The organism is Nocardia sp. NPDC004711, from assembly GCF_053601595.1.
Genome location: NZ_JBSGCB010000009.1, coordinates 22,866 through 35,858 on the forward strand (window position 1 = coordinate 22,866; position 12,993 = coordinate 35,858).

Sequence of the window (12,993 nt, forward strand, 5' to 3'; positions counted from 1 at the left end):
GTAATGGAATGACAGGCGCCATCAGCCCGTGGCACTTGCTGATCGTCGTGCTGATCTTCTTGCTGTTCTTCGGTTCGAAGCGCATGCCCGACGCGGCCCGTAGCCTGGGTCGCTCGATGCGCATCTTCAAGACCGAGGTCAGCCAGATGCAGAACGAGGGCAAGACGGGCGAGGCCGCTCCCGAGGCCCAGGCCCAGCCGGTGCAGCCGCCGGCCCAGCTGCCGCCCGCCCAGCCGGTGCAGCCCACGCCGCAGCCGAACGACCAGCAGAAGGCCTGAGGCCACGACCAGCCGGGATGAGCGTCGCTCATCCCGGATGAGGCGGTGTCCGGGTCCGGTTTCTCCGGATCTTCAGGGGCGTGCAGTCGCGCCCGCGTCTTCTTTGGCCGCAAGGCGGAGGCAGTCACACACACATGCGCATCCCGTTCGATCCCCGGCGCAGCAAGCGCCGCACGAACCCCGACGGCACCATGTCCTTGGTGGAGCACCTCTCGGAGCTCCGCAGGCGCTTGCTCATCGCGCTGGCATGGGTCGCGGTCGGCACCCTGTTCGGGTTCTTCTGGTACTCGCATTCGATCTTCGGGATCGAGAGTCTCGGTGAGATCCTGCGCGGTCCCTACTGTGATCTGCCCGCCTCCTCGCGGGCCAATCTGAGCACCGACGGTGCCTGCCGATTGCTGGCGACCGCGCCCTTCGAGCAGTTCACGCTGCGCCTGAAGGTCGGCACCACCGCGGGTGTGGTGGTGGCCAGCCCGTTCTGGCTGTATCAGCTGTGGGCGTTCATCACGCCCGGTCTGTACGCCAAGGAACGCAAGTACGCGATCTCGTTCGTGGCGGCGGGCGCGGCGCTGTTCGTCACCGGCGCGGTGCTGGCGTACTGGGTGGTCGCCCACGCACTCAGCTTCCTGATGACCATCGGCAACAACGTGCAGATCACCGCGCTGAGCGGTGCGCAGTACTTCAGCTTCATCATCAAGCTGCTGGTCATCTTCGGCGTCAGCTTCGAAACCCCTTTGCTCATCGTGGGTTTGAACTTCCTCGGGGTGCTGACCTATCAGCGGCTCACCAAGTGGCGGCGCGGACTGATCTTCGGTCTGTTCGTGTTCGCGGCGATCGTGACCCCGCAGGACCCGATCTCCATGCTGTCGCTGGCGCTCGCGTTGACGCTGCTGTTCGAGGTCGCGGTGCAGTTCGCGCGCCTCAACGACAAGCGCCGGGCCCGCAATGCGGAGGCCTGGGACAAGCTGGCCGACGACGAGGCGTCCCCGCTGGACACCGCGCCCGGCGGTGTCGACGCCCCGACCCCGGTGCCGACCGCGGAACCCGTGGTTGCCGCACCGCTCGAGAAAACAACGCGAGGCGTGTCGGATTACTCCGATACTCTCTGAAAAGTGACATCAAGGTCGCTTACTGGCGAACTGGCGGCATTCGCCGCCGAACTGAAATTCGAGCTCGATCCGTTCCAGCGGCAGTCGTGTGAGGCGCTCGAGGGCGGGCACAGTGTGCTCGTCTGCGCGCCCACCGGCGCCGGCAAAACCGTGGTCGGCGAGTTCGCGGTGCATCTGGCGCTGGCCGCGGGCGGGAAGTGTTTCTACACCACGCCCATCAAGGCGCTGTCGAACCAGAAGTTCGCCGATCTCACCGAACGTTATGGCCGCGACGAGGTCGGCTTGCTGACCGGCGACCAGTCCATCAATCCCGACGCCTCGGTGGTGGTGATGACCACCGAGGTGCTGCGCAACATGTTGTACGCGAGTTCCGATGCGCTGCGCGGGCTGTCGTACGTCGTCATGGACGAGGTGCACTACCTGGCCGACCGCTTCCGCGGCGCGGTGTGGGAGGAGGTCATCCTGCACCTGCCGCCGGAGGTGCGCCTGGTCAGCCTGTCCGCGACGGTCTCCAATGCCGAGGAGTTCGGCGCGTGGATGGAGACCGTGCGCGGTGACACCGCGGTGATCGTGGACGAGACCCGGCCGGTGCCGCTGTGGCAGCACGTCATGGTCGGTAGGCGCATGTTCGATCTGTTCGACCCGAAGTCCAGCGACGCCAAGGTGATCGTGGACGGGGACCTGCAGCGCTACATCAAGCACCGCGAAGCCGTTGACCGGATGGACAATTGGGCGGTGCCGGGTCGTGGTCGCGGCGGGCCGCGGCGCTCGTTCCGGCCCATGCCGCGGCCGGAGGTGATCGCCCGGCTCGACGACGAGGGGCTGCTGCCGGCGATCACGTTCATCTTCAGCCGCGCCGGATGCGATGGGGCACTGGCACAGTGCGTGCGCTCGCGGCTGGATCTCTCGCGCGAGGACGATCGCGAGCAGATCGACGCGATCATCGAGAAGCACACCGGGGACCTGCCGCGCAGTGACCTCGAGGTGCTCGGGTACTGGGAGTGGCGCGAGGCGCTGCACCGCGGTTTCGCCGCGCACCACGCAGGCATGTTGCCCGCCTTCCGGCACACGGTCGAGGAACTGTTCGTGCGCGGGCTGGTGCGGGCCGTGTTCGCCACGGAGACACTGGCTCTCGGCATCAATATGCCGGCGCGGACCGTGGTGCTCGAGCGGCTGGTGAAGTTCAACGGCGAGAGCCACGCCGAGCTGACGCCGGGGGAGTACACGCAGCTCACCGGGCGGGCCGGGCGGCGCGGGATCGACGTCGAGGGCCACGCGGTGGTGCTGTGGCAGCCGGAGGTGGACACCAGCGCGGTGGCGGGTCTGGCCTCGACGCGGACCTATCCGCTGCGGTCGTCGTTCCGGCCGGGCTACAACATGTCGATCAATCTGGTCGATCGCATGGGCGCGGTGGAGTCGCGGGCGCTGCTGGAGCGGTCCTTCGCCCAGTTCCAGGCCGACCGGTCGGTCGTGGGCCTGGTACGGGGCATCGAACGCAACGAGGACCAGCTCCGCAAGCTGCGCTCGCAGCTCGGCGACGAGAGCTTCTTCGAATACATCCAGCTGCGCGAACGCGTCCGGGACCGCGAGCGGCACCTGGAACGGCAGGGCCGCACCGACCGGCGGCAGGCCGCGGTGTCGGCGCTCACCGCGTTGCGGCGCGGGGACGTGGTGGCGATTCCGTCCGGACGCCGGCAGGGTCTGGCCGTGATCCTGGAACCCGATGCGACACCGGGTGATCCGCGTCCGCTGGTGCTCACCGAGGACAAATGGGCGGGCCGGGTCTCGGCCGCCGACTTCCCGACCCCGGCCGAATCGCTGGGCCGGCTGCGGCTGCCCAAGCATGTCGACCACCGCACCGCGCGGGTGCGCCGTGACCTGGCATCCGCGCTGCGCAGCACCGGCATCACCGCGCCCCGGCGCGGGCGGCAGGGCGGTGGCAAGTCCAAGGCCGCCGACGACCGCGAGCTGCAGACCCTGCGGCGGGCATTGCGCAATCATCCGGCGCACGCGCGGCCGGACCGGGAGCAGCTGGCGCGTATCGGCGAACGCTACAACCGGGTCGAGCGCGAGACCGAGCACCTGCGCCAGCAGGTGGCGGCCACCACCAACTCCCTGGCACGCACCTTCGACCGCATCCTCGGGCTGCTCGAGGAGCGCGGCTACGTCGAGCACGGCGAGGTCACCCAGGACGGCCGCCGCCTGGCCCGCATCTACGCCGAGGCGGATCTGGTTGTGGCGGAAAGCCTCCGGCAGGGACTGTGGCGCGGGCTCGGCCCGGCCGAGCTGGCCGCGGTGGTGTCCATCCTGGTGTACGAATCCCGGCAGGAGGGCGGCTACCTGGGCGCTTCGGGCCCGACCGCGCCGATTCGCCGGGCCGTGGACGCCACCATCGGGGTGTGGTCGCAGTTGCGCGCCGACGAGTCCCGGCACCGGGTGCAGCCCACCCGGGAACCCGACCTCGGTTTCGTCACGGGTGTCTACACCTGGGCTCGCGGCGACGATCTTGCCGATGCGTTGCTCGCCAGCGGTGATCGCGGAAACCCGCTCTCCGCGGGCGATTTCGTGCGCTGGTGCCGCCAGGTGATCGATCTGCTGGACCAGATTCACAGCACCGCCGACGACCTCGAGGTGGCGGCCACCGCGAGCAAGGCGGTGCGGGCCATCCGCCGGGGTGTCGTAGCCGTGGACGCGGCGTAGTAGATACGACTGTGCTTTGATTCTTGGATGTACCGACCGCAGTGGGGACACGAGCGTGTTCCCGCTCGGGGGGCTAGCGTGAGTACAACGGATTGCTATTGGAGGCAAGCAGATGAGCGGCCCGTACGGACCGAATGACGCCCCTGGTCAAGGGGGAGGCAACGATCCGACGCAGCAGTGGGGCGGCCAGCAGCCCGCGCCCGGCGCCGGACCGACTCAGCAGTGGGGTGGCCAGCAGCCCGCGCAGCCGACCACGCAGTGGGGCGACCCGTCGCAGCAGCAGCCGGCCCAGCAGTGGGGGCAGGGCCAGCCGCAGCAGCCCTGGGCGCAGTCGCAGCCGCAGCAGCCGGTGCAGCAGCCGTGGGGGCAGAGCCAGCCGCAGTGGCAGCAGCCGCAGGGCGACCAGCAGTGGGGGCAGTCGCAGCCGCAGTGGCCGCAGCAGGGTCAGCCCGGACAGCCGGGTCAGCAGGACTGGAACCAGCAGGCGGGCCAGCAGTGGCCGCAGCCGCAGCAGCCGCCCGCCGGCAAGAAGAAGACCGGTCTGATCATCGGGATCGTGGTCGCCGTCGTGGTGGTCCTGGCCGCGGCCGGCGGTGGTCTGGCCTGGTTGCTGAGCAAGGACCAGCTGGACAACAAGGCCGTGCAGTCCGGGGTGCAGAAGGTGCTCAAGGACTCCTACGGCATCGACGACGTCCAGGACGTGAGCTGCCCATCGGGTCAGAAGGTCGAGGTCGACAAGACCTTCGACTGCACCCTCAAGGTGGGTGGCGAGAGCAAGAAGGTGACCATCAAGATCACCAAGGATGACGGTACCTACGAGGTCGGCCGCCCCAGCTGATTTTTTTCGGGCGGGGGAAACTGGGCAATTGTGTTGGGCCCGGGCGTGATCGGACGATCGCGGCCGGGCTCTCGCGTTTGCCAGGGGTTGGCTAATCGTCGCTGACGAGTACAGTGGGCCGAAATCTTCTCGTTGATCGTGATCGGGGGGCAAGATGAATTCGACTGTTCGTATCGTGGGCTGGACCGCGACCGTGGTGGCCGTGGCGAGCGCCGGGCTGGCGTCCGCGCCGTTCGCGGGGGCCAAGGCAACCGGTCCCGTGGTCAACGACTGCATTACCAACAAGGCCGATGTACAGCCTGCCGCCATGGTGCTGGCGTGTGGCGACGGCGGGCTCAGCGTCCGCGACATCACCTGGAGCAGTTGGGGTCCCGACACCGCCGAAGGTGACGGTACCGAGTACCGGCGCGTGTGCCAGCCGAGCTGCGCCGCTGGGAACACTGCCAGCGGCACCACCCACATCACCCTGCGCAATCTGCAGGACGGCTATTTCACCGAGGCCGCCATCACCGATCTCGACGGCAAGCCCGAGACCTGGCCCGTGGGCCCGCTACGACACTGATCAGCGCTTGGCCATGGCGGTGATGAGCCGCTTGACCGGGTTCTCGGCGTTGTAGGCGATGGCGAGTTCCGTGAGGCGATCCGGGTCCGCCGGAGTGACGGGCAGCAGGTCCGGGCCCGAGTGTGCGACGTCGGCATCCCGGACGACCCGGACGACGGGGGCCGCGGCCTTCAGATAGTCGTCGGCGGCAACGAGTTTCGCGCGCACGCCCTTGGCGAGATCGGAGTCCGGATCGGCGGCCGCGGCGCGCAGGGCCTCCACCGAGCCGAAACGGGAGATGAGCTGGGCGGCGGACTTGTCGCCGATGCCCGCGACGCCGGGCAGGCCGTCGGAGGCGTCGCCGCGCAGGGTGGCCATATCGGCGTAGGCGGGGCCCGCATTCTCTTCCGGCACACCGTATTTGGCGGAGACCTCGGCCGGGCCCCAGAGCTCCGCCTTGGCCAGGCCGCGGCCGACGTAGAAGACGCGCACCGGGGGTGCGGGGGTGTCGCGGACCAGCTGGAGCAGGTCCCGATCGCCGCTGACGACGATCACCTCGTCGGTGCCCTCCCGGGTGGCCAGGGTGCCGATCACGTCGTCGGCCTCGAGGCCCTCGGCGCCGGCGGTCGCGATGCCGGCGGCTTCGAGCACCTCCATGATCATGTCGACCTGCGGGGTGAGGGTGTCCGGCACTTCCTCGGCCACGACCCCGGCGACCGGCTCGCCGGCGTCCTCGGCCACCCGGTGGGCCTTGTACGACGGCAGCAGGTCCACCCGGAACTGCGGCCGCCAGTCCAGGTCCAGGCACACCACCAACCGGCTCGGCGCGTGCTGCTTGACCAGCGCGGCGACCATGTCGGTGAACCCGCGTAGCGCATTGACCGGCCGCCCGTCGGGCGCGGTGATCTTCTCCGGGATCGCATAGAACGCCCGGAACCACAGACTGGCCCCATCGAGCAGCAGCAGCGGACCGGCGGCAGGGGTGCTCATAGCGGTCGACCCTACCGGGACCGGCCGACAGGTCCGCGCAGCGCCGCGTGTCCGCCGGTCGTCGTCCCACGCGGGTGCCGCCGGGGGATTGCTCGCGGGACCCGGTGTGGTGGCGCGTTGGTGCGGTCGAAGCCGCACTGGCTCGCATGTGGGCCGAAAAGTGCTGAGCGGCAGGGGGCTCGGGGTGTTGTCCGGTGGTGGCACACAGTGGTGGGGTGCGAAGTTCGACAGTGGCTGGAGGGTGGCGGGGTTGGGGAGTAGCGTCGGTGGGCATGAGCGCTCATGACGAGTCACGGTTCGCGGCGGAGGTCTACGGGTCACGGTTGGAGCGGGCGGCCCAGTTGGCGCGCCACGCCCATCTCGACGCGTTGCTCATCACACCGGGTCCTGACCTGCGGTTCCTCATGGGGTCGCGGGCGCAGTCCTTCGAGCGACTGACCTGTCTGGTGATCCCGGCCAGCGGGGAGACGCCCTCGGTGGTGATCCCGAAGCTGGAGCTGGCCTCGCTGAAGGGATCGGCGGCCGGTGAGCTCGGGTTGCAGATCGTGGACTGGGTGGACGGGGTGGACCCGTATCGCATTGTCCGGAACGTGCTCAATGCCGGTGCGCGGGTGGCGGTCACCGATGTCATGCCCGCCCTGCACCTGCTGCCCATCGCCGATCAGCTTGGCTCGCTACCGGTTTCGGCGACCCCGCTGCTGCGGGAGCTGCGAATGGTGAAGGACCCCAGCGAGATCGAGGCCCTGCGCCGGGCCGGCGCGGCCATCGACCGGGTGCACGCCCGCATGGCCGAGTTCCTGCGTCCCGGCCGCACCGAGGCCGAGGTGGGCGCGGATATCGCGGCCGCCATTGTCGAGGAGGGCCACACCGAGGCCGAATTCGTCATCGTGGGCAGCGGCCCGCACGGCGCGGACCCGCACCACCTGGTGTCGGATCGGGTGATCGAGCCGGGTGACGTGGTGGTGATCGATATCGGCGGTCCGGTCGAGCCCGGCTACTTCTCCGATTCCACCCGCACCTACGTGCTGGGCGAGCCGAGCGAGGAGGTCGCCGCGCAGTTCGCCGAACTGGAACGCGCCCAGGCCGCCGCGGTGGCCGCCGTGCGCCCGGGCGTCACCGCCGAATCCATCGACGCCGCCGCCCGCGATGTCCTGGCCGCGGCCGAGCTGGCCGACTACTTCGTGCACCGCACCGGCCACGGCATCGGACTGTCGGTGCACGAGGAGCCCTACATCGTGGCCGGCAACGACCTGGTCCTCGCACCGGGCATGGCCTTCAGCATCGAGCCGGGCATCTACTTCCCGGGGGCCTGGGGCGCGCGCATCGAGGACATCGTGATCGTCACCGAGGACGGCTGCGAGTCGATGAACAACCGCCCGCACGGACTGACCCGCCTATAGCGCCCGATCGCCTTCGGCCCGCAGCCTCGGTGATCAACGGCTAATCCCCGGGGGTTCGGGGGTCCCTCTGCCGGTGGCCTGCACGTCGAAAGTGGCGGCGCGGCCAGCTCGGCCGGCCACTCGTCCATGGGCGGGTAGCTCTGCGGTTCCCGGCCGTCGCGCTGCACGGGGAACAGCGCCCGGACCGCGGGCAGCTCGAAATCGGAGGCCCAGCCGTAGCCCGCCCGGGAGGTGAGCAGGTCGAAGACGGTGATCGGGCGATGGGCGGGCACCACCTCGTCGAGGGGACTGCCGGGGGTGCGGACCACGCGTGGGCGGGTGAGCTCGGGCAGCCACGGGGCGATGGGGTCGTGCAACCCGATCACCCCGTCCTCGACGAGCATCAGCACGGCCGCGGCGGTCAGCGGCTTGGTGATGGACGCCCAGCGGAACAGTGAATCCGCGGTCATCGGGACCGTCCCGCCCGCGTGGGCCAGGCCGACGGCGGCGGTCTCCACCCGGTCGCCATGCGCGATCAGGCCGACCGCGCCGGGCACACCGCCGTCGTCGACGTGTGCCTGCAACACCTCTCGGAGCGTGGGCATGGCTCTCCCTCGCTGGTGCGCATTCGAGAGATCGGACGTGCCGTGTGCCGCAAAGCAACCGGTCGCGCACCAACCGGGATCGGGTGTCAGTGCCCGGCGGAATCGCCCTTGAAGACGCTGCTGGCCATCACGCGCTGCACATCGATGGCGATCACGACGCGGGTCGGGTTCTCCCGGGGCTGCCGGTAGCGCCCGGCGTAGCGCTCGACCGCGTCGGCCACCGAATCGGGGTCGTCGAGCACGGTGGCGGGACCCTCGAGGGTGATCCAGCGCGGGCCGTCGACCTGACTCACCGCCGCGTAGCCCGAGCGCCGCACATTGTTGACCTTGACCGACCCGTCATTGGTGATGATGCGTGCGATGCCGGCCTCCGGATCCCAGGTGAACCCGACCGCGACCACGTGCGGGGTGCCGTCGGCGCGCAGTGTGGAGAGGGTGGCCAGGTGGCGTTCGGTGACGAAGTCGGCGGCGGCGGGCGACAGTTCCGGGCGTGCGGCGGTGCTGGTCATGATCCGACGCTAGCAATCCGGCCTCGGGAGCACCGGACAGCGGTGCCCGGGTGGCAAACTGTGGGCCATGGGTTTCGGATCGCGGGACGTCGACAAGGGCGTCGTGCTGGTGCTCGGCGGGCGCAGTGAGATCGGGCTGGAGGTGGCGCGACGGCTGTCGCCCGGCCGGGTGGTGATTCTGGCGGCGCGCCGCAGTGACCAGCTACAGGAACAGACGAAGGAGTTACTGATCGCCGAGGCGGCGGCGGTGCACTGCGTCGAGTTCGATGCCGACGACATGGCATCGCACCAGCCGCTGCTGGAGAAGATCATCGCCGAGCACGGACGCATCGGCGTGGCGGTGGTGGCGTTCGGGATTCTCGGGGATCAGGCTCGGGCCGAGGAGGATCCGGCGCACGCGGTCGAGATCGTGCTGACCGATTTCGTCGCCCAGGTGAGCGTGCTCACCAGTCTGGCGAATCTGCTGCGCGAGCAGGGCGACGGTCAGATCGTGGTGTTCAGTTCCATCGCGGGCGTGCGGGTGCGGCGCGGGAACTACGTGTACGGCTCGGCGAAGACCGGTCTGGACGGGTTCGCGTCCGGGTTGCAGATGGCGTTGCACGGCAGCGGAGTTCACCTGCTCATGGTGCGATCCGGATTCGTTATCGGGCGGATGACGGCCGGGATGGAGCCCGCGCCGCTGTCGAGCACACCCGATCAGGTGGCCGACGCGGTGGTGGCGGGGCTGTATCGGCGGGTGCGGGATGTGGCGGTGCCGCGGCGGATTCGGCTGCTGTTCGTGGCCATGCGCTATGTGCCGTACTCGGTGTGGCGGCGGATGCCGCGATGACCGGAACCTCACGCCCGTCGGTGCCGATTCCGGTGATCGGCATCGGTGCTGACGGCTGGGACGGTCTGGGCGGCGCGGCGCGGCGCGAGATCGCCGCGTGTGAGGTATTGCTGGGCTCCGCACGGCAATTGGTGCTGATCCCCGCGGATGCGGCGCGGGCGGAGCGGGTGCCGTGGCCTTCGCCGCTGGTGCCCGCGCTGCCGGGGCTGCTGGAACGGTACGCGGGGCGGCGGCTCGGTGTGCTGGCCAGCGGCGACCCCATGTTCTTCGGTATCGGCGTGACCTTGACGAAACTGCTTGGGGCGCAGGCCCTGCGGGTGCTGCCGTCGCCGTCGTCGGCGTCGCTGGCGTGTGCACGGCTGGGCTGGGCACTCAACGAGACGCCGGTGGTGAGCGCGGTCGGGCGGCCTGTCGAGACGGTGCTCCCGGAATTGTCCGGCGGGCGCCGGGTGCTGGTGCTGAGCTCCGACCAGCACACTCCGGCGCAGGTCGCGGAGCTGCTGGCGCGCAATGGCTTCGGCGGGTCGGCGCTCACGGTGCTGGAACAGCTCGGCGGGCCGGACGAGCGGATCGTGCGCGGCACCGCCGCGCGGTGGGACCATCCGGCCGGAGATGCGCTGAACGTCGTGGCCATCGACGGTGTCGCCGACCGGGTTTCGCCGCGCCTGACGCGGATGCCGGGCCTGCCCGACGAGGTGTACGGCGGCGACGGCCAGCTCACCAAGGCCGAGGTGCGGGCGCTCACCCTCGCGGCGCTGGCGCCCACACCGGGCGAGCTGCTGTGGGATGTCGGGGGCGGCTCGGGCACCGTCGCCATCGAGTGGTGCCGCACGAACCCGGCCTGCCGCGCCGTCGCCTTCGAGCGAATGGAGAGCCGTCGCAAGCAGATTGCGGCCAATGCCACGGCCCTGGGCGTTCCGGGTGTCGAGGTGCGTGGGGCGGCCCCGGAGTCGTTCGCGGAGCTGCCCGCGCCGGACGCGCTGTTCATCGGCGGCGGGCTCACCCAGGACGACATGTTCGACGCCTGCTGGGAGCGGCTGCGCCCGGGGGGCCGGCTGGTCGCGAGCGCGGTGACCGCCGAATCCGATGTGCTGCTGCTGCGCCTGGCCGAGCGGCACGGCGGTGCGTTGCGCCGTTTCCAGGTGTATCGGGCCGAGCCGCTGGGCGGCTTCACCGCCTGGCGGCCACAGCTGCCGGTGACCCAGTGGTCGGTCGTGAAACCCCGTGCGGCAGTAGGCTAGTCGATCGGGGGCAGGGCGAGCGGGCCGGGTTCGAACACGGTCACCAGCACGATGAGGTTGCCGTAGGGCGCGTTCCCGTTGGCGAGGCGGTGCGCGGCTCGGGCGAGGGCGGTGCGCCACCCGTACTTGGCCTCGATCTCGGCCTGCACCCGGGGCACGAAAGTGCCCGTGCTGAGCAGGCGGGCCGTGCCCTGGAGCTGGCGGGAACCGAGTTTGGGATTGCCGCGCCAGTCGCCGGGCTGCACCAGCACCCGGCCGTCCTCGGCGAGTTGCTCGGCCTCGGTGGAGAACGACGAGGTCCGGAAGGCGAGACCGTTGTCACCGATGGGGACCACCAGCCGCGGCACGGTGACCAGCCGGCGCGGGCCGGTGGTCCGGGTCACCAGCACCGTTTTCGCCTGCTGCCAGACGGTGGCCGGGCTGAAGATTTCGCCGTGCGCCGGTATCGGGGCGGGCGCCGCCGCCCCGGGGCGGGCGAACTGGCTACGCGCGGCCGCCGGGTCGATCATCATGTCGGTCATCGCCTTCGATCCTTCCGTGCCGAATTCCACTACCGGGTTCGATGCCGGGCGCAGAGCGAGGCGGTGCAACGGCACCACACAGCGATTGCCATGTATTCGCTCATTAGGCGGCGACCATCTCGCTGTGGGCCGGTCCGGCACGGTGGCACAAGAGCGACACACAGGTCAGCCCATTGAGTTTCACCACATGGCACTCGTGGGCCACCCTGCCCCAACACTTCTCGACCACGTCGAGCCCGTCCCCTTCGATAGTCCAGGCGTTCCGCAGATCTGGCAACAACACAGGTCAGACGTCATGAATCTGTAGCGGGGAGATCGCTCGGGGCGGAGGATCCGCCACAGCGGGGCCGGAAGGATCCCTGCGAAGCCGCCGGGCCATGAGTTCGGCGAAGGTGAGTCAGCGCCTTCCAACGGCACATCGTCCACCCGGCCCGTGGGAAGGCGGGTGATAGCGGTCGTCCTTCTCGAACCCAGGTGACGCCGCGGCGACCCGGCAGGTGTGGAACATGGTTGCTCGACCTCGACCTGCGGGGGTCGGGTTTGGCCTAGGCTGCTCGGCGTGAGTGCCGCTGCGTCGCGAACGATTGCTTTGCCGCACTGCCGGGTGAGCTATGCCGAGTACGGTGCGGGAGCGGGAATACCGGTGCTGTACTGCCACGGCGTGCCCGGAACACATTTGGAGGGTGAGGCTTTCGATGCGGCCGGGGTGGCGGCGGGAATTCGCGTCATCGCGGTCGACCGGCCCGGAATGGCGGAATCGTCGCTGCCGGCGGGGGAGCGGGTGGCGGACTGGGTGGGCACGGTGGCCGCGCTGGCGGATCGGCTGGGGCTGGGGCGATTCGGGGTCATCGGGGTGAGTGGTGGCGGGCCGTTCGCGCTGGCCGTCGCAGCCGGGCTGCCCGGGCGGGTGACGGGTGTGGCGCTCATTTCCGCGCCCGCGCCGCTCGGTGACCAGGCCGCCGCCGCGGACCTCGATCCGGTCGCGCGCCGGCGTCGGCGGGGGCTGAATGTCCTGCGGCGGGCCCCTTTTCTGGTATATCCGATGGCGCTGGAGATGTCGCTGGTGATCCGCCGGCAGCAGGGGGTCGCGGGATTGGTCGCGCAAATGGCGGATGTGGATCGCGAGCGGGTCGAGAGCGATCCCGAGCTGGCCGACAAGCTGGAGGCCAATCTGCGGCGCAGTTTCGAGCAGGGCAGCCGCGGTTTCGCTTCCGACATTCGCCTGGTCTTCACCCGCGAATGGGGATTCCGGCTGACCGACGTGACTGTGCCGGTGCAGGTCTGGCACGGTGAGGTCGACGGCAATGTCCCCGCCGATGATGCCCGGCGGCTCGCCGCGGCGCTCCCGGACGCCCGGCTGCACCTCGTGCCCGGCGCGGGCCACCTGCTGTTCGTCGAGCGTCCGGCCGACATCCTGGACTCCCTCGGAATCGGCAACACGCCGTGACCGCCG

The 12,993-nt window shown here is 70.0% G+C and carries 13 protein-coding genes; 9 read left to right on the forward strand and 4 right to left on the reverse strand.

The genetic code is table 11. The features are described 5' to 3' along the window. The first annotated feature begins 8 nt into the window (after window positions 1-8). The 5 genes from tatA (at window position 9) to ACWEKS_RS10615 (ending at window position 5,487) form a co-directional block, all read left to right on the forward strand. Window positions 9-278 carry a Sec-independent protein translocase subunit TatA gene (tatA, locus tag ACWEKS_RS10595; protein WP_354832182.1) on the forward strand — a complete coding sequence of 90 codons (270 nt, stop codon included), beginning with the start codon at window positions 9-11 and terminating at the stop codon, window positions 276-278. Between the two features lie 134 nt (window positions 279-412). Continuing rightward, window positions 413-1,387, forward strand: coding sequence for a twin-arginine translocase subunit TatC (gene tatC / locus ACWEKS_RS10600; RefSeq protein WP_452339835.1), 975 nt, complete (start codon window positions 413-415; stop codon window positions 1,385-1,387). 3 nt (window positions 1,388-1,390) lie between these two features. Next, window positions 1,391-4,087, forward strand: a complete 2,697-nt coding sequence (locus ACWEKS_RS10605) for a DEAD/DEAH box helicase (protein ID WP_452339836.1) — start codon at window positions 1,391-1,393, stop codon at window positions 4,085-4,087. 112 nt (window positions 4,088-4,199) lie between these two features. Next, on the forward strand, window positions 4,200-4,925 hold the full coding sequence (locus tag ACWEKS_RS10610; protein ID WP_452339837.1) for a DUF4333 domain-containing protein: 726 nt from the start codon (window positions 4,200-4,202) through the stop codon (window positions 4,923-4,925). A 175-nt stretch (window positions 4,926-5,100) separates the two neighbouring features. Then, complete coding sequence (locus ACWEKS_RS10615; protein WP_452339838.1) at window positions 5,101-5,487, forward strand: hypothetical protein; 387 nt, start codon at window positions 5,101-5,103, stop codon at window positions 5,485-5,487. Here the strand turns inward: ACWEKS_RS10615 and ACWEKS_RS10620 are convergent, their stop codons facing one another. Then, window positions 5,488-6,456 carry a 5'-3' exonuclease gene (locus ACWEKS_RS10620; protein WP_452339839.1) on the reverse strand — a complete coding sequence of 323 codons (969 nt, stop codon included), beginning with the start codon at window positions 6,454-6,456 and terminating at the stop codon, window positions 5,488-5,490. It abuts the gene before it with no gap. Between the two features lie 272 nt (window positions 6,457-6,728). Between ACWEKS_RS10620 and ACWEKS_RS10625 the strand changes: the two genes are divergently transcribed. Next, a complete protein-coding gene (locus ACWEKS_RS10625) occupies window positions 6,729-7,856 on the forward strand; it encodes a M24 family metallopeptidase (protein WP_452339840.1) in 1,128 nt (375 codons plus the stop codon). On the opposite strand, the gene ACWEKS_RS10630 is transcribed toward ACWEKS_RS10625, so the two are convergent. Both ACWEKS_RS10630 and ACWEKS_RS10635 read right to left on the reverse strand, forming a co-directional pair. Further along, window positions 7,751-8,440 carry a serine hydrolase domain-containing protein gene (locus ACWEKS_RS10630; RefSeq protein WP_452339841.1) on the reverse strand — a complete coding sequence of 230 codons (690 nt, stop codon included), beginning with the start codon at window positions 8,438-8,440 and terminating at the stop codon, window positions 7,751-7,753. The two genes, ACWEKS_RS10625 and ACWEKS_RS10630, sit on opposite strands and share 106 nt — an antisense overlap. 86 nt (window positions 8,441-8,526) lie before the next feature. Continuing rightward, complete coding sequence (locus ACWEKS_RS10635) at window positions 8,527-8,949, reverse strand: PPOX class F420-dependent oxidoreductase (RefSeq protein WP_452339842.1); 423 nt, start codon at window positions 8,947-8,949, stop codon at window positions 8,527-8,529. 67 nt (window positions 8,950-9,016) lie between these two features. Here ACWEKS_RS10635 and ACWEKS_RS10640 point away from each other — a divergent pair, with 67 nt between their 5' ends. Next, the gene (locus ACWEKS_RS10640) at window positions 9,017-9,778 is read left to right on the forward strand and encodes an SDR family NAD(P)-dependent oxidoreductase (protein WP_379426801.1); all 762 of its coding nucleotides are present in this window, start codon (window positions 9,017-9,019) and stop codon (window positions 9,776-9,778) included. Next, entirely contained in the window at window positions 9,775-11,019 is a 1,245-nt protein-coding gene (gene cbiE, locus ACWEKS_RS10645; protein ID WP_452339843.1) for a precorrin-6y C5,15-methyltransferase (decarboxylating) subunit CbiE, read from the forward strand. Before ACWEKS_RS10640 ends, cbiE begins: the two co-directional genes overlap by 4 nt. Here cbiE and ACWEKS_RS10650 read toward each other — a convergent pair. Continuing rightward, window positions 11,016-11,540, reverse strand: coding sequence for a hypothetical protein (locus ACWEKS_RS10650; protein WP_452339844.1), 525 nt, complete (start codon window positions 11,538-11,540; stop codon window positions 11,016-11,018). The two genes, cbiE and ACWEKS_RS10650, sit on opposite strands and share 4 nt — an antisense overlap. A gap of 559 nt (window positions 11,541-12,099) precedes the next feature. Here ACWEKS_RS10650 and ACWEKS_RS10655 point away from each other — a divergent pair. Next, a complete protein-coding gene (locus ACWEKS_RS10655) occupies window positions 12,100-12,987 on the forward strand; it encodes an alpha/beta fold hydrolase (RefSeq protein WP_452339845.1) in 888 nt (295 codons plus the stop codon). Window positions 12,988-12,993: the final 6 nt, after the last annotated feature.

Bases quoted from the DNA above. Each gene is read 5' to 3' on its own strand.
- tatA (WP_354832182.1), top strand. From the start codon at position 9: ATGACAGGCGCCATCAGCCCGTGGCACTTGCTGATCGTCGTGCTGATC.
- tatC (WP_452339835.1), top strand. From the start codon at position 413: ATGCGCATCCCGTTCGATCCCCGGCGCAGCAAGCGCCGCACGAACCCC.
- ACWEKS_RS10610 (WP_452339837.1), top strand. From the start codon at position 4,200: ATGAGCGGCCCGTACGGACCGAATGACGCCCCTGGTCAAGGGGGAGGC.
- ACWEKS_RS10620 (WP_452339839.1), bottom strand. From the start codon at position 6,456: ATGAGCACCCCTGCCGCCGGTCCGCTGCTGCTGCTCGATGGGGCCAGT.
- ACWEKS_RS10625 (WP_452339840.1), top strand. From the start codon at position 6,729: ATGAGCGCTCATGACGAGTCACGGTTCGCGGCGGAGGTCTACGGGTCA.
- ACWEKS_RS10630 (WP_452339841.1), bottom strand. From the start codon at position 8,440: ATGCCCACGCTCCGAGAGGTGTTGCAGGCACACGTCGACGACGGCGGT.
- ACWEKS_RS10635 (WP_452339842.1), bottom strand. From the start codon at position 8,949: ATGACCAGCACCGCCGCACGCCCGGAACTGTCGCCCGCCGCCGCCGAC.
- ACWEKS_RS10640 (WP_379426801.1), top strand. From the start codon at position 9,017: ATGGGTTTCGGATCGCGGGACGTCGACAAGGGCGTCGTGCTGGTGCTC.
- cbiE (WP_452339843.1), top strand. From the start codon at position 9,775: ATGACCGGAACCTCACGCCCGTCGGTGCCGATTCCGGTGATCGGCATC.
- ACWEKS_RS10650 (WP_452339844.1), bottom strand. From the start codon at position 11,540: ATGACCGACATGATGATCGACCCGGCGGCCGCGCGTAGCCAGTTCGCC.